This is a genomic window from Variovorax sp. KK3, assembly GCF_001984055.1.
In the GTDB taxonomy this organism is placed as follows: Bacteria; Pseudomonadota; Gammaproteobacteria; order Burkholderiales; family Burkholderiaceae_C; genus Variovorax.
Window position 1 is genome coordinate 1 of record NZ_LYVO01000026.1, and the last position, 21,406, is coordinate 21,406.

Genomic DNA, 21,406 nt, shown 5'->3' on the forward strand with positions numbered 1-21,406 from the left:
GGTGATGCGTGCAAGCGCCAGCGGCGTCTCCAGGTCGATGCGGGCTGACGGATTGCCTGCCTGCTCTCTCTTGCTGATACGGGCGCGCACGCTCTTGCCGGCGCAGTTGGACTGGACGCGCTTCGCCCAGCCGAGGAATGCATTCAACATCGAGGCCTCCCTGGACGACTACCGCCGCTGACCCATGCCCAGCATCCCGACGAACGGAGCGAACATTTTGGGCACCTGTTTTTCTTGCTCGACGGCGCCGAGCTTCAGGTAGATCTCGGCAGAGTTTTTCTTCGCGACGACCTTGGCTTCGAAGTGGCCGCTCTTCCAGAAAATGACACGGCCGAAGGTCGACGGCGTTTCCAGGTCGAGCCTGATCGATGGATTGTCCGGGTCTTGCCTCTTGGTGATTTGCGCCTGCATGTTTTGACTGGCGCCGGCAGCCTCCATGCGGTGGGCCCATGCAAGAAATGCGTTCAACATAGTTCTCCCCTCAAAGATCGAGTTGGCGAGCGAAAGAGTCTTCAGGTGCCCCCGTGAGGGCTGTCGAACCGTAACAAGCATCCAACAATGTGCTCTTGCAGCGCGACAAAGTGCGAGAAAGACGCTGCACGCCTGCCAATCGACGCGGCGGGCTTGCGCGGGCTGCGCAGGCCGCCGCGAGAACTCAGATATCCCTCAGCAAATTCGCCAACTCCACCGCAGACTTCACCTCCATCTTCTCGAACAGCCGCGCCCGGTGAACTTCCACCGTGCGCACGCTGATCGACAGCTGGTCGGCGATCAGCTTGTTGGGCAGACCCTCGACCACGCGCCGCATCACCTCGCGTTCGCGCTCGGTCAGTTCCTCCACGCGCTTGGTGAGCATGCCGCGCGCGCGCTGCGCCTCGACGGCGCGCAGCGAAGCGCCCAGCGCATGCTCGATGCGGTCGACCAGCGCGTTGTCGGAGAAAGGCTTCTCGCAGAAGTCGAAGGCGCCTCGCTTGACCGCATCGACGGCCGTGGGCACGTCGGCGTGTCCGGTGAGGAAGATGACGGGCAGCACGTCCAGCAGGCCGCGCTCGGCGAGGCGGTCGAAGAGCACCAGGCCGCTGGTGCCGGGCATGCGCACGTCGAGCAGAAGGCAGTGCGGCTGGTCGGCCAGCGGGCCCTCGGCCAGGCGCAACTCGAAGTCTTCGGCGCTCGCGAACTGCTCGCTCACCAGCCGCCGTGACCGCAGCAGCCAGGCCAGGGCTTCGCGCACGATGGCGTCGTCGTCGACGATGAAGATCAGGGCATCGATAAGGGGTTGCATGCTTCGAGATTCCGGGACGAAAGGCGCGGGTGCCGAGGAGCAGCCATCAAGCGGTGGGCAGGGTAAAGCGGAAGACGGTGCCGCGCGGCCGGTTGGGCTCGTAGGCCAGTGCGCCCCCATGCTGCTCGACCACCGTGCGGCACAGGCTGAGGCCGAGGCCCATGCCGTCGGGGCGGGTGGTGAAGAAGGGAGTGAAGAGGCGCGCCGAGGTTTCCTCGCTGATGCCGCCGCCGCGGTCGGCCACCGAGAACTCGATCCACCGGCGCAGGTCGGTCTTGTCGAGCGCCGTGCTGCTTTCGCCGACGGCACGGGCGTGGCTCACGCGCAACTGCAGCACGCGGTCGCTCAGCTCCGGCAGGTCCATGGCCTGCATGGCGTTGCGCGCCAGGTTGAGCAGCACCTGCTCGACCAGCGTGCGGTCGCACTGCACGCGCGGCAGGCGCTCCTCGAAATGCACGTCGACCCGCACGCCGAGCTTGCGTGCCTGCAGCCGCACCAGCGGCAGCACGGCCTCGATGAGGGCTTGCGGCGCGACGGCTTCGCGCGTGCGGTCGCGGCGCCGGACGAAGTCGTGCACGCTGCGGATGACCTGCCCGGCACGGTCGGCCTGCTCGGCGATGCGGCGCACCGCCATCGCGACCTCGCCATGGTCGCCGCCGGAACCACCGCCGGCATTGCGCAGCAGGTTGAGCGAGCCGCTCGCGTAACTGGCGATGGCAGCCAGCGGCTGGGTGAGCTCGTGGCTCAACAGCGAGGCCATCTCGCCGACGGTGGCCAGGCGTGCGCTGGCCTGCAGCCGCTCCTGGCTGGCGCGCGACAGCTCCTCGATGCGGCGCTGCTCGCTGAGGTCGATGGACGCGCTCATCCATCCGGTCTGGGCGCCCTGCGCGTTGATCAGCGGCGCTTCGAAGATCAGCACGGGGAAGCGGCGGCCTTCCTTGTGCATGAAGATCGACTCGAAGCCCTCGCGCGGGGGCACGCCGCCGGCCATGCGCTGGTTCTGGCGCAGGCGGTACTCCTGCGCCAGCTCGGTGGGCCAGTAGGGCACGTCGCCCGCATGGTCCATGAGCTCTTCGGCGCTGAAGCCCACCATCTCGCAGAAGGCCGGGTTCACGTAGGTGATGCGGCCCTGCAGGTCGCGCGCGCGCAGGCCGGTGATGACCGAGTCCTCCATCGCCTTGCGGAAGGCCAGCGCGTCGGCCAGGTCGTGCTCGGCGCGCAGGCGGCGGCGTGTGTCGCGTGCCAGCAGCACCAGCACCGACACCAGTGCGATCGAGATGGCGGTGACCAGTCCGGTGAGCAGGTTGGGGAAGAGGTCGGGCGCCGCGCGCCAGCCATCGACGCGCAGCATCAAGGTGGCGCCGGGCAGGTCGACCAGTTGCTGGGCCGTGAACACGCGGGTGCCGACGCGGCGCGCGGCGCCGATCGCCACCAGGCGCGTGCCGTCGGCCTCGGTGAAGGCGACCTCCTGGCCGCGCGTGAGCGTGGGCGCGACCAGCTCGATGAGCGTGTCGCGCAGCGAGTAGGTGGCGACGAGGTAGCCGCCGCCTTCGACCGGCAGGCACAGCTCCATGACTTCGAGGCCGCCGCTCGGCGTGAAAGGGACGTAGTGGCTCGACGAATAGGCGGGCGCGCCGGTCTTGCGCGCGGCCGCGCAGGCGAGCGTGACGTCGGGCTGCTCGGGGCCACGGCTCGCGTCTTCGAACACGCGCCGGCGGTATGGCGTGTCGACCGCGGCCAGCGTGCGCAGGGCGCCGTCGCGCCATTCGAGCCGCAGCCATTCACGGTGCTCGCGCAGCAGCGCCGCGGCTTCCACGGGCCAGCGCTCACGGTCGAGCCCCACCGCCTGCGAGGCGCGCAGGCTCTGTGCATTGCGCTGGAGGCCGCTGCGCAGGTCGGACACGGCGTCGGCGGTGTCCCGGTCGAGCACGGTCTGCACCTGCTCGACCTCGTGCCGGCCGGCGAGCCAGACCACGGTGGCGAGCAGGGCGACCACCAGAACGGCCAGCAGCACCCAGAGGAACCAGCGCTGCCACAGCGAATGCAGCGAGCGCAGCGAACGCAGGCCCGACACGGCCCCGCGGACGGTTCTGGCGATGGGCAATGCGGTGGAGGACACGGGCCAGTGAAGCGCTGACGATGGAATTCAGAGCACGCGGTGCGAGAGCGCGGGCAGTTGGGTGCGCGCACGTTCGATCTGGGCGGCGTCGAGATCGAAGCAGACCACGCCCTCCTCCGATGCGCGTTGAGCCACGATGCCACCCCACGGGTCGACCACCATCGACTGGCCCCAGGTGCGGCGCCCGTTCTCGTGCTTGCCGCCCTGGGCGGGTGCGACGACCCAGCACAGGTTTTCGATGGCACGCGCGCGCAGCAGCAGTTCCCAGTGCGCGGAGCCTGTGGTGTGGGTGAAGGCGCTGGGCACCAGCAGCAGCTCGGCGCCCTGCCGCGCGAGCGCACGGTACAGCTCGGGAAAGCGCAGGTCGTAGCACACGCTCATACCGATGCGCCAGCGGTGCCCGTCGCGAGAGGGCAGGTCGAAGCACACCGGCTGGCTGCCGGGCGAGATGACGTTGCCCTCGTCGTAGCGCTCGCGGCCGTTGTCGTAGAAGAACAGATGGATCTTGTCGTAGCGCGCGACGCGCTCGCCCGCCGGCGAATAGGCCAAAGAGCTGTTGAACACGTGCGTCTCGTCGCCGGTTTCGAGCGGAAGGGTGCCGCCGACGATCCACAGGCCGAACTCGCGCGCGGCATCGGCGAGGAAGCCCTGCACGGTGCCGGCGCCGTCGGTTTCGCGCAGGCCCAGCTTGTCGGTGTCGCGCGCGCCCATCATGCAGAAGTACTCGGGCAGCACGGCCAGCTCGGCGCCGGCCGCCGCGGCTTCGCCGAGCAATGCGTGGGCACGAGCGAGATTGGCTTCGCGGGCGATGGCCGAGACCATCTGGATGGCGGCGACTTTCATGAATGGGCTCCGGGTGTCGTCACGTGTTCGATCGGGTTCAGCGGGGCGCCGGCGTCTGCGGCGTGCCCAGGGCTTCCGGCAGCAGCCGGCGCGGCACCTTGACGATCTTCGGATCGGTCCAGGTGCCGTCGATCTGGAACTCCTGCGTCGTCGCGGCGATGAGCGGGCGGCTCAGCACCATCTGCGCGAGGAAGGTGCCCAGGCCGATCGCAGGATTGATGGCGGTGGCGACCAGCGCGGCGGTGCCGGCGTTGATCTCGGGCACGACCACCACGCGAAGGTTCTGCGTTTCCTTGGCGATGTCGGCCGAGCCGTCCATCAGCACGGCGGCGTTGACGCCCTTCATCTGCAGGTTGTTGGTGGTGGCCACGCCCTGCTCGACCGTCGCGTCGCCGCGCAGGAAGTCGAAGGAAAAGCCCTGGCTGAACACGTCGCGGAAGTCGAGCGTGAGACGCCGCGGCAGCGCCTGCAGGCTGAGCACGCCGAGCAGCTTGGCGATGCCGGGCTCGGCCTTCAGGAACTGGCCCGACTGCACGTCGATCTTGAGCTGGCCGCCCAGGCTGGGATAGTCCAGCGAGAAGGGCGAGCCGCTCCAATGCATCTGGCCTTCGAGGCGGCCACGGCCGGCGCGAATCACGTCCTTCATGCCGAAGCGGCCGAGCAGCCCGCCGGCGTCGGCGATGTCGAGCTTGAAGTCCATGGTGGTGCGGCGCGGCTCGGCGCGGCCACGCGCTCCGCCGGGCGCGGCGGCCCAAGCGCCCTGCGCGTTGAAGCTGGCCTCGGGCGTGGTGAAGCTCAGCTTGTTCAGCCGCCACTCGCGCCCCGCGCCGCCGCGGTTGACGGCGTCGATCTCGGCGCGGCCGAGCCGGCGGCCCAGCAGCTCGAAGTCGTCGACGACGATGTCGAGCGCGGGCAGCGTGCTGGGCTGTTCGTCGAGCAGCGATTCGACCTGGTTGGCGGTGCTCGGGGCGATCTTGAGGCGCGCCAGCCGTGCGTAGAGACGCCCGGCCTGGTCGCTGCGGTATTCGGCATAGCCGCTGAGCTCGGTGGCGTCGATGTTGGCGCGCCAGAGCTGGCCATCGCGCGTGCCGCCCATCACCACGTTGTGCAGGGTGCGGCCGCCGATCGCGAGCTCCTGCGCCCGCAGCGCGAGCACGGTGGGCATGTAGTCATCGTCGTCGTCGCCGCCGGCCGCGGCGGGTGTGCGCTCGGCGGGCTTGCCGGTGGTGTCGCCGAAAAGCGCCTGCCAGGCCGGAACGTCGATGCGTGCGAGCTGGATGTTGGCGAGCACGCCGCGCTCGGGCGCCGCGGCGGACTCGCCGGCGGCCAGGCCGAAGCCGATGCCGCCGCGCAGCACCCGAGGCTCGTTGCCGGAGATGTCGCGCAGATACGAGGCCGAGCCGATGCGGCCCAGTTCGACCGATATCCGGTCGTGCACGAGCGCGCTGCCGCTGGCACGCGCCTCGCGCAGCACGATCTTCTTCTCGACCGTGAGCGGCATGGCCTCTTCGGCCGGCTTGGCCAGCGGCACGGGCAGCGTGAGCCCCAGGCCCTGCAGGTTGCTGGCCAGCGAGAACTCGGACGCGCCGTCGCGCAGCGAGAAGTTCGCTGTGTAGGCGGTGCCGCCGCTGGCGTGCTTGGCCAGGCGCGCGAGCCAGTCGACCTCGCGCGCCGCGCGCAGGCCTTCGGCGCTGGCATTGCCCTGGGCGCGGAAGTTCAGCTCGGTGGCGGCGGTGCCGTAGCGGCCCGAGCCCTCCAGGCGAAAGGCGCCGCCGAGCGCGCGCGCCTGCACGCCGGCCAGCGAGAAGCCGCTTTCGCTCAGGTTCAGGATGCCGCGCGTCTGGGTCAACGCGGGCGCCTCGGGCAGGAACTGCAGTTCGTTGTCGGCGAAGGCGATGCTGGCCTGCACCTTCGATTTGTCCATGGCGGACAGGGGCAGCTCCAGGCGCAGCCTGTAGTCGGCATTGCCGGTGGCGCGCGCACGCGCGAGCGTCGGGGCGGCCTCGCCGGTCAGCGGCCCGCCGGCGCGCAGCAGTTCGGCCAAAGGCCCCTTGGCCTGGGCCTCGACCTTGAGCAGCGGCGACGGGTGGCCCATGTCGGCGATCTGCGCGTCGGCCTTGCCGACCTCGATGCCCGATGCGCCCACGATGCGCCCGCGCGCATTGCGCACCAGCATGCCGGAGCGCTCGAAGACCAGCTCGCCCGACAGGCCGTTGAGGGCCGGCCAGGGCCGGCCGTCGCCGAGCGACGGCGGCACGTAGGCGAAATGCACGTCCTGCACCCGCGCGGCGATGCGGAAGTCGCCGAGCTTCGGGTCGTTGAAGGGCATGTCCCACAAGTCGCCGCGCACCTTGAAGTCGACGGCGCTGGCGGTGCCCTTCTGCACCGCCTCGCGCACGTAGTCGCGCGTGTGCTTGGGGATGTCTTGCGGCAGGTAGCGGAAGACGCGGGTGCCGTCGGCCCGCGTGAGCTTGCCCTGCAGGTCGAGCACGCCGGGAAAGCGCGAGCGGCTGCTCGATGAAGCGGGCTCGCTGGTGCGCCAGGTGGCGACGGCCTCGCCTTCCGCGTCGGCGTTGGCGAACTTCAGGCCTGCGACCTGCAGCTGGATCGCTTCGCCGTCGCGCTTCCACGCCAGCTGTGCGGACAGGCGTTCGACCGGAATCCTGGGCTCTTCGAACACGCCGGGGAAATCGAGGGCACCGTCGGCAATGGCGAGCACGGCGCTGCCGCCGGCCTGCGTGGCGTCGAAGTCGATGGTGGCGCCGCGGATGCCGGGCGCGCCGACCGGCGGAGGCTTCGGCTCCGCCACCGGCGCTGCCGCGACCGGCCCGCGCGGACGCGAGGCGTTCGCGACGGGCGCCGGCGGCGCAGGGTCGTCGGCAGGCTGCGAAGCGATGGCGAGGCCGCTGACGCGACCACGGGCCTGGTATTTGTCGGGCGCGCCGACCGGGCCCTGCCAGGTGGCGTCGATGCGCTCCACCAAACCGCGCGGCGCCAGGCCGACCATGAGCTTGCGCGTGGCATCGGGCAGCGGCAGGCGGTCGCCGATCATGGCCAGTGCCGCCAGGTCGAGCCGATCGGCGCGCACGGCGCCGCGCTCGGTCTGGCGGCCTTTGGACGGGACTTGCTGGAACCACAGGTTGCCACCGGGCCAGCGCATGCCGTCGGCGGTCTGGAACTCGAGGTTGGCGGTGGAGAACTCCACGGCCTCGTCGGTCATGCGGCCGGCCAGCCGGCCGGTGACGCCGCGCAGCACCAGGGGCTGCAAGTCCTTGCCCATGGTCGCATCCACGCGCAGCAGGGCCAGGTCGGCCGTGCCGCCGGTGACGCGGCCGTCGTCGATGTCGGCCCACACGCGCAGCGCACCGGCGCCTTCGCGCACGCGGGCGTCGAGCGACACGTAGCGGCCCAGCTGGCGGATGTCGATGCGCGGCAGCTCGGCGTAGGCGACGCCGTCCCAGCTCTGCCAGTTGCCGCTGCGCACCGACAGCAGCGGCTGCCGGAACTGGCCGCGCAGCGTGAAGCGCTCGCCCCATCCAGCGGGCGGCGTGGCATCGAGGCGGAGGGTGTGGCTGCGCGGGCCGTTGCGGGCGATGAACTGCACGTCGGACAGCAGCAGCGGCGGCGCGCCGCGGCTGTCGTCGGTCCATCGCACCGTGCCGCCCTGGATCACGAACTCGCGCTGTGCGAAGAACCAGTCGGCGCCGCGGCCTTCACCGCTGGTGTCGGTCGACATGTCGAGGCCGGCCACGTGCAGCTTGCCGGCGGCGTCCTTGCGCACCTCGATCTCGGGCCGCTCGATGTAGAGCTGCTCGAAGTTCAGGCGCCACAGCGAACGCGGCGACACGCTGGCCACCACCCTGCCGAGCCGCAGTGCCTCGCGCTGATCGTCGTCCTGCAGCACCACGTCGCGCAGCTCGAACCTCGGAAACAGGGTAGCGCTGCTGGCGGTGATCGACCCGATGCGAACAGGTACCCCGATGGCCTTGCTGGCCTGCGCTTCCAGCGCGGGACGGTACTCGCCGATTCGCGGCACAATCCAGCTGTGTAGGACAAGCACTGACAGCGCAAGCAGAAGCCATGCAGCGATCAGCAAACCCAGCAACCAGCGCGCCGCAACAGCGGTGATCTTGAGCAGACGTGAAGGGGAAGACGTCGTGTCGTTCATTGAGGATCGCGCTGTGAAGGGAATTATGACTGCGAGCCCCTCGACCGGTTCCATCGAAGCAGCGGCAGCACTCGCCGCGCACTCGCGTTTCGTGCAGCGCCTTCGCCGTCGCTATGCGAACGAGTTGGCCCTGCTGCCGGCCGGCGAGCCGCAGCACCCCCATATGGCGCAGGCTTATGCGGCACTGCGCGAGCGCGGCGACGGCGTGGCCGACGCACTGCGAGTCGTGCGCCAGTTGGTGATGGAGCGCCTGGTCACGCTGGACTGCGGGCAGCAAGTGCCGCTTGCCGTGGTCACGACCGCGGTCACCCACCTTGCCGAGTTCGCGCTCGACACCGCATGCCGCGAGGCCGGCGCCGAGCTCGAGCTCCAGCACGGCGCGCCGCTCGCACCCGACGGCCGGCAGGCGCAGCTCTGGGTGGTGGGCATGGGCAAGCTGGGCGCGCGCGAGCTCAACGTGTCGAGCGACATCGACCTGATCTACCTGTACGACCACGACGGCGATACGGCCGGCGATGCGCAGGGGCGCGGCCGCATCGCGAATCAGGAGTTCTTCTCGCGCGTGGTCAAGCGCATCTATGCGATGGTGGGTGACACCACCGAGCATGGTTTCGTGTTCCGGGTCGACCTGGCACTGCGGCCCAACGGCAACTCGGGGCCCAGCGTGGTGTCGCTCGATGCGCTCGAAGAGTATTTCCAGGTGCAGGGCCGCGAATGGGAGCGCTTCGCCTGGCTCAAGAGCCGTGTGGTGGCGCCCCGTCGCGCCATCGACGACGGCTCGGCCCAGGCGCTGCGCGGGGCCGTGCTGCCCTTCGTGTTCAGGCGCTATCTGGACTACAGCGTGTTCGATTCGCTGCGCACGCTGCATCGGCAGATCCGCGAGCAGGCCGCGCGCCGCAGTGCCGGGCGGCCCGAGCGCGCCAACGACGTGAAGCTGTCGCGCGGCGGCATTCGCGAAATCGAATTTATCGTGCAGCTGCTGCAGGTGGTGCGCGGCGGGCAGTTCCCTGAGTTGCGCACGCGGCCCACGCTCGATGCGCTGCAGCGCCTCGCGCGCGCCAGCCTGATGCCGCAGGAGACGGCCGATGCGCTGGCATCGGCCTACGAGTTCCTGCGGCGCGTCGAGCATCGCATCCAGTACCTCGACGACCAGCAGACCCACGTGCTGCCGGTGCAGGACGACGACCTGCGCTGGATCGCCGAGACCATGGGCTACGAGGGCTGCTGCCCGTTCCTCGCGCAGCTCGATGCGCACCGAGAGTTCGTGGCGCAGGAGTTCGACAAGCTGCTGGGCGGCCAGAAGCAGCCCTGCACGCGCTGCAACGGCAAGTCGGCGCAGGGCGCATCGACCGACCTGAGCGACCTGGTGGACGAGCTGCCGGCGGCCTTCGCCGAGCGCATCCAGGCCTGGTGCGACAGCCCGCGCGTGCAGGCCCTGCGCGACGAGACCCGGGTGCGGCTGCGGCAGCTGGTGCAGCGCACCGCCCTGTGGCTGCGCGAGCCCGACGGCGAGGCGCGCGGCCAGGCCGCCGACCGTGAGCAGGGCGCGCTGCGCTGGGCCGACTGGATCGAGCCGCTGATGCGCCGCGAAAACTACATCGCGCTGCTGGTCGAGCGGCCCGCAGTGCAGGAGCGGCTCTTGCGGCTTCTGGGTTCGGCACGCTGGCCGGCGCGCTACCTGATGCAGCACCCCGGCGTGATCGACGAGCTCGCCAGCCCCGAGATGCTGGCCGGCCGCTTCTCGGCCCCGGAGTTCGAGCGCGAGCTCGAAGCGCGACACCTGTCGCTGCGCCAGACCGGCGAAGCCGACGAGGAGCGCTTGCTCAACCTGTTGCGCCACGCCTACCACGCGGAGCTGTTCCGCACGCTGGCGCGCGACGTCGACGGCCGCATCACGGTCGAGCAGGTGGCGGACGACCTGAGCCTGCTGGCCGACACCGTGCTGCGTATCACGGCGCGCTGGTGCTGGCCGCAGGTGCGCAACGCCCACCGCGAGGCGCCTCGCTTCGCGATCATCGGCTACGGCAAGCTGGGCGGCAAAGAGCTGGGCTACGGCAGCGACCTGGACATCGTCTTCGTCTACGACGACGACGACGAACGCGCCGGCGAGGTGTACGCGAGCTTCGTGCGCAAGCTGATCAACTGGCTCACGGTCAAGACGCGCGAGGGCGACCTGTTCGAGATCGACACCGCGCTGCGGCCCAACGGCAACTCCGGCCTGCTGACCACGAGCTTCGAGGCCTACGAGAAGTACCAGCTGGGCCGCGGCAGCAACACGGCTTGGACCTGGGAGCACCAGGCCATGACGCGCGCGCGCTTCGTCGACATGGCCGCGGAGCCCGAGGGCGGCGAATGCTCGCTGTGCGAGCGCTTCGACCGCATCCGCGAGGCCGTGATCGCTGCGCCGCGCGACCGCGAGGCGCTCAAGGCCGAGATCGTGGCGATGCGCGAGAAGGTGCGCGCCGCGCGGCCGGTCAAGGCCGACCGCTTCGACGTGAAGCACAGCCCCGGCGGCATGGTCGATGCCGAGTTCGCGGTGCAGTTCCTGGTGCTGTCCGAGGCGAAGGACCATCCCGAGCTGGTGCCGAACGTGGGCAACATCGCCCTGCTCATCCGCGCGGAGCAAGCCGGCCTGCTGCCCGAAGGCGTGGGCCGAGACGCCGCCTCGGCCTACCGCGAGTTGCGGCGCGTGCAGCACCGGGCGCGGCTCAACGAGGAGCCGACACAGGTGCCGATGAGCGCGCTGGTGACGGAGCGCGAAGCGATGCTTCGTCTCTGGAAGGCGGTGTTTGGCTAGCCGGTCGAGCGCGCACGGCCTGGCGCTCGTGGCGGGCGCGGTGCTGCTGGTGCTGGCGGGTTGCGCGAGCGGGCCGCGAAGTGGCGGCTCGGGCATCGGGCGCGACGGGCCGGACGCCAATCCGCCATCGGGCCTGGGCCAGGTGCCGGACGCCGAGCCGCGCGTCGAGGCCATCCGCAACAGCGGCAGCACGAGCAAGCCCTACGTGGTGCTGGGGCGCTCCTACGTACCGATCACGGACGACCGGCCCTGGCGCGAGAGCGGGCTGGCTTCCTGGTACGGCCGCAAGTTCCACGCGCAGTCCACGGCCAGCGGCGAGCCCTACGACATGTATGCGATGACCGCCGCGCACAAGACGCTGCCGCTGCCCAGCTACGTGCGGGTGCGCAACCCGGCCAATGGCCGCGAGGTGATCGTGCGGGTGAACGACCGCGGGCCCTTCCACGACGACCGGATCATCGACCTGAGCTACACCGCGGCTTACCGGCTCGACCTGCTGCGCGGGGTGGCGCCGGTGGAGATCGAGCGCATCACGAACATGGACATCCGGGCCGGAACCTGGCGGCGCGGTGACACGGCGCTGGCGCAGGCCTCGGCGGTGGCGCCGACAGCCTTGCCGATGCCGATGCCCGCGCCGGCACCGGCTGGCATGCCGCCGGTCGGCGTGGCGGGCGCAGCCGCTCCCGCGTGGACTCCTGCGCCAGCCGCCGACGGCGTTGCGGTGCCGTCCGTGCTGACCTCGCCGGTGCTGGCCGTGCCCTCGACGGAGGTTCGCGACCTGGGCACGCTGGCGCCGCCAACCTCACCCGCCCCTGACGCAGCCCCGACGTCTGCAGCGCCCGCCGCGCTGCCGCCGCAGGATTCCGCGCGGCCCTCCGCCGCCGGAACGGCCGGCTTCTGGGTGCAGCTCGGCGCCTTCAGCCAGCGCGACGGCGTGGAACGCTTTCAGCAGCAGGTGGCGCGCGGCATGCCCGGCCTCGCGAACAGTCTCAACGTGTTCGCGGAGCGCGGCACCTACCGGCTGCAAGCCGGCCCCTTCGCCTCGCGCGACCAGGCACGCGACACGGCCGAGCAGGTGCGCAACGGCCTGCAGATCGCGCCGATGATCGTCGAGCGCCGCTGAGCGCGCCCAAGCGCTCCCCGGGCCGCATCAAGGCGCGTCAGGGCGCGTCAGCCGCGTCGGCGTCGGGTGCCGGCGTGCGCAGCGCCTCGAGTTCGGCCCGGGTGATCGCGCGCGTCGAGAGGTGCGCGGCGATGTGCGCCAGTTTTTCGGGATTGCGCTGGGTGCGGATGCGCAGGATGCGCTCGCCGTCGGTCTCGATGGTCTGCACCGATTCCAGCGCGCCGTTGAAGAAGCGCAGCAAGCCCGGCTCGCCGTTGATCTCGACGACTTCGAGGCGCAGGCCGTCGCCCAGCAGGCGCGGGACGGAAAAGTAGTACTGCGCGATGCGCTGCGCGCCGCGCAGCATCTTGCGGAAGGCCGGCACCTTGCCGCCGCTGTCGCCCACCAGCTCGGCGTCCTCGGCCAGCAGTGCCTTCAGCCGCTCCATGTCACCGCCGGCGGCAGCCTGCGCGAATCCCTGCATCAAGCGCCAGTGGACGTCGCGCTCGACGGTGAAGCGTGGCCGCTCGTCCTGGATCTGCGCCTTGGCGCGATGCACCAGCTGCCGGCAGGCCGCCTCGCTCTTGCCCAGGGTGCGCGCCAGATCGGCGTAGTCGGTGTCGAATACCTCGCGCAGCAGGAAGGCGGCGCGGGACTCGGGCGCCAGGCGCTCCAGCACGGCCAGGAACGCGACGGAGATGTCGTCGGCCCGTTCGAGCATCTGCTCGGGCGACGCGGGCGCATCGGTCAGCAGCGGTTCAGGCAGCCACGTGCCTTCGTAGTGCTCGCGTTGGAGCTTGACGGAGCGCAGCCGGTCGATGGAAAGGCGCGTGACCACCGTGACGAGCCAGGCCTCGGGATTGTTCAGCGCGTCGAGCGTGGCGTCGTTCCAGCGCAGCCAGGCGTCCTGTACCACGTCTTCAGCGTCGGCGGCCGAGCCGAGCATGCGGTAGGCGATGCCCAGCAAGCGCTTGCGGTGGAGATCGAAGGTACGGGTCGAAGCGTCCATGCCTGTGAGACGAACCGGCGGGGCCTTTTGTGACGGCCCGCCCGCGCTCGACGACTCAGGCGCCTTGGTATTCGGCCTTGGGCCCGAGCGACGTCGCCAGTTCCTTGCGGTAGCGGTTCAGCTCCTGCACGGTCTTGAAGCTGCGGTTCATCAGCAGGCTCAGGTTGTGCAGGATGCGGTCGCCGACCTTGTTTTCCCAGACGATGTCGAACTTGATCTGCTTGTCGAGCCAGTGCTCGAGCCAGTCCGGATCGGGCACGCGGCTCTGGATGGTGTCGTTGGGGAAAAGCGCCTTGTTGACGTGCAGGTTGGTCGGGTGCAGCGCCTGGGCGGTGCGCCGGGCGCTGGCCATCAGCACGCCGACCTTGGTGAAGGCGGCACGGGCTTCGTCGCCGAACTTCTCGAGCGCGCGCTTCATGTAGCGCAGGTAGGCGCCGCCGTGGCGGGCTTCGTCCTGGCTGAGCGTGGTGTAGATGTGCTTGATGACGGGCTCGGTGTGCCACTCGGCCGCGCGGCGGTACCAGTGGTTGAGCCGGATCTCGCCACAGAAGTGCAGCATGAGGGTTTCGAGCGGAGGTGCCGGGTCGAAGTCGAAGCGGACCTCGTGCAGTTCCTGCTCGGTGGGCGCGTGCTGCGGGCTGAAGCGCTTGAGGTATTCCATCAGCACCAGCGAGTGCTTCTGCTCCTCGAAGAACCAGATCGACATGAAGGCGGAAAAGTCGCTGTCATGGCGGTTGTCGCGCAGGAACATCTCGGTGGCCGGCAGGGCGGCCCACTCGGTGATGGCGTTCATCTTGATGGTCTGCGCCTGTTCTTCCGACAGGCGAGCCGCGTCGAAGGACTGCCAAGGAATGTCCTTGTCCATGTCCCAGCGGACGGATTCGAGCTGTCTGAAAAGTTCCGGGTAGAGCATCAATGACTTTCTGAACCGCGCGATTTTAGTCGCCGACCTTGGCGCCGCCGTGACAAGCGCGCGATGATGCGGTATAGACGCCCACGCCGCCGTCCGGCCGGGCCACCCTTTCTCCCCCGGGAAGCCCTTGGAAGACCTTATGCGAAACGCCCTTGTCCGATCCCTCGTATTCGTCGCCGCCCCTCTGGGAATCCTGCTGCCGGCCACGTCCAGCGCGCAGGAAAAGGCGCCTGCGAACTGCCCCGCGATCCTGCAGCACACCTTCCCGCGCCTGCAGGACGAAAAACCCCAGACCTTGTGCCAGTACACCGGCAAGGTGGTGCTGGTGGTCAACACGGCAAGCTTCTGCGGATTCACGCCGCAGTACAAGGGGTTGGAGGCGCTGGACAGCAAATACCGCTCGCGCGGGCTGGTGGTGCTGGGCTTTCCGTCCAATGACTTTTCGCAGGAGACGGGCTCGAACAAGGAGATCGCCGACTTCTGCGAAAGCACCTTCGGCGTGAAGTTTCCGATGTTCGCCAAGTCGTCCGTGCGCGGGGCGGATGCGAACCCGTTGTTCAAGCAGTTGGCGCAGACCTCGGGCACGACGCCCAAGTGGAACTTCTACAAGTACCTCATCGGCCGCGACGGCAAGGTGGTGGAGTCGTATTCGAGCATGACTTCGCCGGACGACAGGGCCTTCGTGCGCGAGGTCGAGAAACAGCTCGGCCCGCAGTAACGCGCCGCGCGTTCACAAACGCTTACCACTCGCTTGGGAACCGGCCCGGGGGCGTCGCGCTCTGAACAGTTCGGGTGTGAAAGCCCGTCCCCCATGTTCAGGTTTACATGTTGCGAGGCCTTCCAGGCGCCTGACGCCTGGTCGAAATCTTGAGGCGATTCTTCTCCTCCTCCCTCCCTCCCTCCTTCGTCTCAGGGCGCCTCGCAACATTTTTCACTCGCCCCCAGGCTGCGCGCACTTCGTGTCGCTTCGCCAGCCCCCTACCGGGGGCAACACCAGCGGCCCGGCAAAGCCGGTTCCGCGGTGTTTCACCAACAAAAAGCCCCGCGGTGCGGGGCTTTTGCTTTGGGGGCGAGCTGGCTTGTGCCGAGCGCTGCTTTGTCCTTGTCCTTCAGGGGGCGGTGTCGGCGAAGCTGGGGCGGAGCATGAGCTTGTCGTAGAGCTTGTTGAGGTTGGGGTGGTCGCCGCGCCAGTCGATGTCGGGGAAGCGGAAGCCGATCCAGCCCAGGGCGCAGCCGACGGCGACGTCGGAGAGGCTCAGGTGGATGCCGCTGCAGAAAGGCTTGTCGCCCAGGCCCTTGGCCATGGCGCGGATGCCGGCGTCGACCTTGGCGCGCTGGCGGTCCATCCAGGCCTGGCTGCGCTCGCCGTCGGCGCGGCCGGCCCAGTTGGCTTCGAGGCGCAAGAGGATGCCGGCGTCCATCACGCCATCGGCCAGCGCCTCCCAGGTCTTGACCTCGGCGCGCTCGCGGCCCTGCTGTGGGATGAGCTTGCCGACGGGCGACAGGGTCTCCAGGTACTCGACGATCACGCGCGAGTCGAACATCGCCTCGCTGCCGTCCATGATCAGGCAAGGAACCTTGCCCAATGGGTTGGAACTGGCGATGGTCGTGTCGGCGGACCAGACGTCTTCGACGATGAACTGGTAGTCGAGCCGCTTCTCGGCCATGACCACGCGCACCTTGCGCACATAGGGGCTGGCAGCGGATCCGATCAGTTTCATGCGGGCTCTCTCCCCCTCCGGGGTGGTCGTTGTAGCGTTTTGATTCTAGGGGAACGCGCCCGATGCAGAATCCGTGTCCACGCCAACCGAGGGAGAAGGTGGAGAAATGGACACAGAAGCGCCTGGTTCAAGCGCGCCCGAGCAGCACCCGATCGAGTTCACGGCCAGCGGCAGCGAGTACTTCCGCATCTGGATCGTGAACCTGCTGCTCATCGTCGTCACCCTGGGCATCTATCTGCCGTGGGCGAAGGTGCGCAAGCTCAAGTATTTCTACAGCAACACCTGGGTCGGAGGCGATGCGCTCGACTTCCACGGCGAGCCGGTGAAGATGCTGCGCGGCACCCTGATCGCCGCCGGATTCCTGATCGCCTATTCGGTGGGCAGCAACTTCTCGGGCTGGGCCGCGCTGGTGGCGGCGCTGGCCTTCGTCGCCCTGTGGCCGGCGCTGTTCCGCGCCTCGATGCGATTCCGCCTGGCCAACACGAGCTGGCGCGGACTGCGCTTCCACTTCGCGGGCGATCTGCGGGGCGCCTACGCCAGCATGCTGCCGCCCCTGGCATTGGCGCTGCTGCCGGTGGCGCTGGCGGGTGCGATGGGCAGCGTGCCGGCCGATGCCGATGCCAGGCCCGAACTGCCGCCGATGCTCGGCGGCGTGGTCGGCATCTGCATGCTCGCGTTCATGGCCGGCATCCCCTACTTCCTGTGGCGAATCCGCCGCTATCAGCACGACCACTACGCCATCGGACCGCTGCAAACGCGGCTCAAGGCCGACCTGGGCGTGCTCTACGGCATCTTCATCAAGCTGATCGGCATCAGCTTCGTGGCCGCCATCGTCGTGTTCGTGGCGGTGGGCTTGTTCGCGTTCATCGGCCGCAAGGCCGGCATGGGTGTCGGCTTCGTGGTCACGGCCGCGCTGGCCGGCTTCGCTGGCATCCTGCTCTTGAACATCCTGCCGAAGTCGTACCTGCAGGTGCGGCTGCAGAACCTGCTGTGGTCGACCACCGGCAACGAAGTGCTGCGCTTCGACAGCCAGCTGAAGCTGGGCGGCTACCTGGGCCTGCAGTGCCGCAACTACCTGCTGATCTTCCTGACGCTCGGCTTCTACTGGCCCTTTGCAGTCGTCAAGACACGGCGCGCGCAGCTGGAGGCCGTCGCCCTGCACACGCGCGTCGGGCTCGACCAGATCAGCCAGGTCGCCCGCCGCGAAGACCCCGGCGCGGCCGGCGACATGGCGGCGGACCTGTTCGGCCTGGACATCGGCATGTGAGCGCCGTCCAGCCACCCGAAAGCGCCCGCACGCCAGCAGAAAGCCGAGCGCTTCGATGAATTCCGCCATGGAGGTCCGCTTCTTCGACGGCCGCAGCACCCGCCCGCATGCGGCGCGGCTGCATGTCCAGGGCGACCAGCTGCTGCTCGCGCCGGCCGCCGGCGAAGACTTCGAAGCACTGCGCCTGCCGCTCGCCCACCTGCGCTGGCCCGAGCGCACGCGGCACGGCGGCCGCCTGCTGCAGTTGCCGGATGGCGCGAGCGTGCAGGCGCTCGACGTGGTGGCATGGGACGCCTGGGTGGCCCAACTCGGCCGCAGCGAAAGCTGGGTGGTGCGGGCCCAGCAGAACTGGCGCGGCGTCGGCCTGGCCGTGCTGCTGTTGATTGGCGCGATTGCCGTGCTGTACCAATGGGGCTTGCCGTGGGCCGCACGCGGCGTGACGGCTGCGGTGCCGGTGCGCGTCGATGCGCTGATCGGCGCCGAGGTGCTCGAATCCATCGACCAGTCGATGCTGCTGCCCAGCGCCCTGCCGCGCGAGCATCAGGAGCGGCTTCGCGCCGGCTTCGCCCGCATGGTGAAGGCCGCCCATCCGGACGATGCGCCGGCGTGGAAGCTGGAGTTCCGGCGCGGCCGCGACCGTCGGCTCGGACCGAACGCGCTGGCGCTGCCGGGCGGCACGATCATCCTCACCGACGAGCTGGTGCAGCTCATGCCGGGCGACGACGACGCGGTTCTCGGCGTGCTGGGCCACGAGTTCGGCCACGTGCGGCTGCGCCATGCGATGCGCCAGCTGGTGCAGGCCTCCGCGGTGGGTTTCGCGGTGTCGATCGCTTTCGGCGACTACGGCACGCTGATCGGCAGCGCGCCGGTGCTGCTGGCCACGCTGGGCTATTCGCGGGATGCGGAGCGTGAGGCCGATGTCGAATCGGTGCGGCTGATGCGCGCCGCAGGCATCCATCCGCGCGTGATGGTCGGCTTCTTCGAGGCCATCGAACGCTGGCGCACCGAGCAGAAGCGCGCGGGCGCGGACGACGACGCCATCGGCCTGGCTTTCTCGTCCCACCCCGCCACGGCAGAGCGCATCGCCTTCTTTCGCGAAGCGCCCGACAACTGAAAATTGAAGGACGTGCGGCGGCGCCTAAAATTCGGGCATGAGTTTCTCCACTGTCTCCGCCCTTTCCCCCCTCGACGGTCGCTACGCGGCCAAGCTTTCGGCCCTGCGGCCACTGATGAGTGAACAGGGCTACATGCACAGGCGGGTACAGGTCGAAGTTGCGTGGTTCATCGCGCTGTCGGACTGCGGCTTCGCGGAGTTCAAGCCGCTCACCGGCGGCGCGCGCAAGTACTTGCTGGGCCTCGTCAACAACTTCTCCGAAGCCGACGCCACCGCGATCAAGCAGATCGAGAAGACCACCAACCACGACGTGAAGGCGGTGGAGTACTGGGTCAAATCCAAGTTCGAAGCGCGGCCCGAGTTGCTGGCGGCTTCCGAGTTCGTGCACTTCGCCTGCACGAGCGAGGACATCAACAACACCAGCCATGCATTGCAGATCCAGGCCGCGCGCGACAAGGTGATGCTGCCCGCCATCGACGGGCTGATCGCCACGCTGCGCGACATGGCCGGCAAGTTCGCCGAAGTGCCGATGCTGTCGCGCACACACGGCCAGACCGCCAGCCCGAGCACGGTGGGCAAGGAGATCGCGAACGTGGCGGTGCGCCTGGCGAAGGCGCGCGAGCACATCGCCAACGTGCAGCTGCTGGGCAAGATGAACGGCGCGGTGGGCAACTACAACGCCCACATGGCGGCCTGGCCCGAGTTCGACTGGGAGGCCTTCAGCCGCAAGGTGGTGGAAACGCCCGCGCCGCTGGGCCTGGGCCTGGTGTTCCAGCCCTACAGCATCCAGATCGAGCCTCACGACTACATGGCCGAGCTCTTCGATGCCGTGGCACGGACCAACACGATCCTGGTCGACTTCGCGCGCGACATCTGGGGCTACGTCAGCCTGGGCTACTTCAAGCAGCGGCTCAAGAAGGGCGAGATCGGCTCATCGACGATGCCGCACAAGGTCAACCCGATCGACTTCGAGAACGCCGAGGGCAACCTGGGCCTGGCGAACGCGCTGCTGCGCCACCTGAGCGAAAAGCTGCCGATCAGCCGCTGGCAGCGTGACCTGACCGACAGCACGGTGCTGCGCAACATCGGCGTGGCCTTCGGCTACGCGGTGCTCGCATATGCCAGCCTGGCCACCGGTCTGGGCAAGCTCGAGCTGAACCAGGAAGCGCTGGCAGACGACCTCGACGCTTCGTGGGAAGTGCTGGCCGAGCCGATCCAGACCGTGATGCGCCGCTTCGGCGTGCAGGGCGCCTACGAGCAGCTCAAGGAGGTCACGCGCGGCAAGACGGTGACGGCCGAGGCCTTGCACCAGCTGATCCGCTCGCTCGAGATTCCCGAGGCCGAGAAAGAGCGCCTGCTGGCCATGACGCCGGGCAGCTACACCGGCAAGGCCGCGGAGCTGGCACGGCGGGCGCAGGCGTCCTAGCCTTCGGCCCGCGAAGAGCGGACGGGGAGGCGCCTACACTCGCCACCCCATGGCGCTCAAATCCACCATCTTCAAGGCCAACCTCCAGGTTGCCGACATCGACCACGGCTACTACGCCGACCACGCGCTGACGCTGGCGCGCCATCCGAGCGAAACAGACGAGCGGATGATGATCCGCCTGGTGGCGCTGGCCCTGAACGCACACAAGCTGCAAGACGTCTGCCAGGGCGACGGCACGCTGGCCTTCGGCGCGGGCCTGTCGAACCCCGACGAGCCCGACGTCTGGCTGCGCGACTTCACGGGTGCCGTGCGCCTGTGGATCGAGGTGGGCCAGCCCGAGGACAAGCCCATCATCAAAGCCTGCGGCAAGGCCGACGAAACGATCGTCTACGCCTTTCACCATGCGGCGGAAGTCTGGTGGCGCGGCATCGAGAACAAGCTGACGCGGCCGCAGAACCTGGCCGTGTACCGCGTGCCCACCGAGGCCTCGCAGGCCCTCGCAGCCCTCGCGCAGCGCTCGATGCAGTTGCAGGCGACGATCCAAGAGGGCGCGCTGATGCTGGGCGACGGCACGCACAGCGTGGACATCGAGCCGCTGCGTTGGAAGTAGCGAGGTTGCCAGGTAGCTAGGCAGTAGGCAGGGCGCCCTGCCCGTTCAGGCGCCGTTCTGCATCATCGCGCCGCAGCGCCAACATTGCTCGAAGCCACCCTCCACCAGTTCGCCGCAAGCGCATTGCCAGCGCCGCTGAGGGCGGTGCTGCAACGCGTGCAGCAGCGCTTCGGCCCGCTCGAACTGGGCCTCGTCCTCGACCCAGATCTCGGGCAGGCACTGATCGGGCGGCAGTTGGCCGACCGCGCCGCCCAGGAACTCGCGCTGCACCGATGCGGCCACACCTTCCTCGCGCAATGCGTCGGCCCACAGCGTGGCGATCGCCAGGTTGGGCGCTTGCGCGAGGCGGCGCATGGTGTCGGCGGCCTCAGGCGGGCAGGTCGGCCGATGCGTCCGCGGCCGGCACATCGTCTGGCCAGACCGGCTCGGTCTCGCGGGCGCGCTCGGCGTAGCGGTTGAAGCGCCAGGCCTTGTCGAGCATGGTGATGCGGCGCCAGGTGGCGCGCTTCTGGCCGGGCGTCATCGACGGCCAGTGCTGGACTTCGTCGAAGCTGCGGCCGCAGCCCTTGCACTCGTCGTCGCCCTGGCTCGTGGAGCAAATGGCGATGCAGGGCGTGTCGGGCGTGGTCTGGTACCAGGCCAGCCACGCATCCCAGGCCTTGGCAGGGAAGCCCACCTCGGAGGCCTCGTCCTCGTGATGGAAGACCATGAGCGCATAGACCTCGGCCAGGGCGCGCAGTTCGGGCGCCAGCGTGATGCCGTCGGGCGAGGGCTTCCGCTCGCGCCAGTAATTGATGGCGGCCTCGATGTCGGTGATGTGGATGGCGGCCATGGGGGTCGGCAAAATTCGGACGGGCATCATAGACCGGCAAAGTCCGACGGCAGGCGAAGGCCAAGCGTCGCTCTTAAATCAATAGCGCGTCGAAACCGCCTGGCGCGGCTTGCGGAACGTTTTTTCTTGAAGCCCTTGAAAAATCCAATTGCCATCCATGCGTCCTCGATGCTTTAATCCGGCCTTCGAAGGGGAGTAGCTCC

At 69.1% G+C, this 21,406-nt stretch carries 17 protein-coding genes; 7 read left to right on the forward strand and 10 right to left on the reverse strand.

From position 1 onward, the window contains the following. Positions 1-168: 168 nt before the first annotated feature. The 5 genes from B0W80_RS14505 to B0W80_RS14525 form a co-directional block, all read right to left on the reverse strand. Positions 169-471 carry a hypothetical protein gene (locus B0W80_RS14505; protein WP_143684626.1) on the reverse strand — a complete coding sequence of 101 codons (303 nt, stop codon included), beginning with the start codon at positions 469-471 and terminating at the stop codon, positions 169-171. A gap of 184 nt (positions 472-655) precedes the next feature. Next, entirely contained in the window at positions 656-1,282 is a 627-nt protein-coding gene (locus B0W80_RS14510) for a response regulator transcription factor (protein WP_076999862.1), read from the reverse strand. A 46-nt stretch (positions 1,283-1,328) separates the two neighbouring features. Then, positions 1,329-3,386: an ATP-binding protein gene (locus tag B0W80_RS14515; RefSeq protein ID WP_143684630.1), complete on the reverse strand. Its 2,058-nt coding sequence runs from the start codon at positions 3,384-3,386 to the stop codon at positions 1,329-1,331. A 42-nt stretch (positions 3,387-3,428) separates the two neighbouring features. Next, a complete protein-coding gene (locus B0W80_RS14520; RefSeq protein WP_076999864.1) occupies positions 3,429-4,244 on the reverse strand; it encodes a carbon-nitrogen hydrolase family protein in 816 nt (271 codons plus the stop codon). A gap of 37 nt (positions 4,245-4,281) precedes the next feature. Then, positions 4,282-8,412 (reverse strand): YhdP family protein, encoded by a 4,131-nt coding sequence (locus B0W80_RS14525; protein ID WP_076999865.1) that lies wholly within the window; start codon positions 8,410-8,412, stop codon positions 4,282-4,284. 25 nt (positions 8,413-8,437) lie between these two features. Between B0W80_RS14525 and glnE the strand changes: the two genes are divergently transcribed. Together glnE and B0W80_RS14535 are read left to right on the forward strand one after the other, a co-directional pair. After that, positions 8,438-11,209 carry a bifunctional [glutamate--ammonia ligase]-adenylyl-L-tyrosine phosphorylase/[glutamate--ammonia-ligase] adenylyltransferase gene (gene glnE, locus B0W80_RS14530; RefSeq protein WP_076999866.1) on the forward strand — a complete coding sequence of 924 codons (2,772 nt, stop codon included), beginning with the start codon at positions 8,438-8,440 and terminating at the stop codon, positions 11,207-11,209. Beyond that, positions 11,202-12,332 carry a septal ring lytic transglycosylase RlpA family protein gene (locus tag B0W80_RS14535; protein WP_076999867.1) on the forward strand — a complete coding sequence of 377 codons (1,131 nt, stop codon included), beginning with the start codon at positions 11,202-11,204 and terminating at the stop codon, positions 12,330-12,332. The genes glnE and B0W80_RS14535 overlap by 8 nt, the downstream gene beginning before the upstream one ends. Positions 12,333-12,369: 37 nt before the next feature. On the opposite strand, the gene B0W80_RS14540 is transcribed toward B0W80_RS14535, so the two are convergent. Both B0W80_RS14540 and B0W80_RS14545 read right to left on the reverse strand, forming a co-directional pair. Next, a complete protein-coding gene (locus tag B0W80_RS14540; RefSeq protein ID WP_076999868.1) occupies positions 12,370-13,320 on the reverse strand; it encodes an RNA polymerase sigma-70 factor in 951 nt (316 codons plus the stop codon). Positions 13,321-13,375: 55 nt separating this feature from the next. Further along, positions 13,376-14,233, reverse strand: a complete 858-nt coding sequence (locus B0W80_RS14545) for a ferritin (protein WP_076999869.1) — start codon at positions 14,231-14,233, stop codon at positions 13,376-13,378. Between the two features lie 139 nt (positions 14,234-14,372). Between B0W80_RS14545 and B0W80_RS14550 the strand changes: the two genes are divergently transcribed. Continuing rightward, positions 14,373-14,951 (forward strand): glutathione peroxidase, encoded by a 579-nt coding sequence (locus B0W80_RS14550; RefSeq protein ID WP_076999870.1) that lies wholly within the window; start codon positions 14,373-14,375, stop codon positions 14,949-14,951. 391 nt (positions 14,952-15,342) lie between these two features. Here B0W80_RS14550 and B0W80_RS14555 read toward each other — a convergent pair whose 3' ends face one another. Next, entirely contained in the window at positions 15,343-15,954 is a 612-nt protein-coding gene (locus tag B0W80_RS14555) for a glutathione S-transferase N-terminal domain-containing protein (RefSeq protein ID WP_076999871.1), read from the reverse strand. 106 nt (positions 15,955-16,060) lie between these two features. On the opposite strand from B0W80_RS14555, the gene B0W80_RS14560 reads away from it, so the two are divergent. From B0W80_RS14560 to B0W80_RS14575, 4 genes are read left to right on the forward strand one after another with little or no spacing between them, the layout of a single operon-like run. Then, positions 16,061-17,221 (forward strand): YjgN family protein, encoded by a 1,161-nt coding sequence (locus B0W80_RS14560; RefSeq protein WP_076999872.1) that lies wholly within the window; start codon positions 16,061-16,063, stop codon positions 17,219-17,221. 55 nt (positions 17,222-17,276) lie between these two features. Beyond that, positions 17,277-18,335, forward strand: coding sequence for a M48 family metallopeptidase (locus B0W80_RS14565; protein ID WP_076999873.1), 1,059 nt, complete (start codon positions 17,277-17,279; stop codon positions 18,333-18,335). 37 nt (positions 18,336-18,372) lie between these two features. After that, positions 18,373-19,761, forward strand: a complete 1,389-nt coding sequence (gene purB / locus B0W80_RS14570) for an adenylosuccinate lyase (RefSeq protein WP_076999874.1) — start codon at positions 18,373-18,375, stop codon at positions 19,759-19,761. Positions 19,762-19,810: 49 nt separating this feature from the next. Then, positions 19,811-20,371, forward strand: coding sequence for a YaeQ family protein (locus B0W80_RS14575; RefSeq protein ID WP_076999875.1), 561 nt, complete (start codon positions 19,811-19,813; stop codon positions 20,369-20,371). 45 nt (positions 20,372-20,416) lie between these two features. Here B0W80_RS14575 and B0W80_RS14580 read toward each other — a convergent pair whose 3' ends face one another. Both B0W80_RS14580 and B0W80_RS14585 read right to left on the reverse strand, forming a co-directional pair. Further along, entirely contained in the window at positions 20,417-20,725 is a 309-nt protein-coding gene (locus tag B0W80_RS14580) for a putative signal transducing protein (protein ID WP_076999876.1), read from the reverse strand. Between the two features lie 13 nt (positions 20,726-20,738). Next, positions 20,739-21,203: a DUF3717 domain-containing protein gene (locus B0W80_RS14585; RefSeq protein WP_076999877.1), complete on the reverse strand. Its 465-nt coding sequence runs from the start codon at positions 21,201-21,203 to the stop codon at positions 20,739-20,741. Positions 21,204-21,406: the final 203 nt, after the last annotated feature.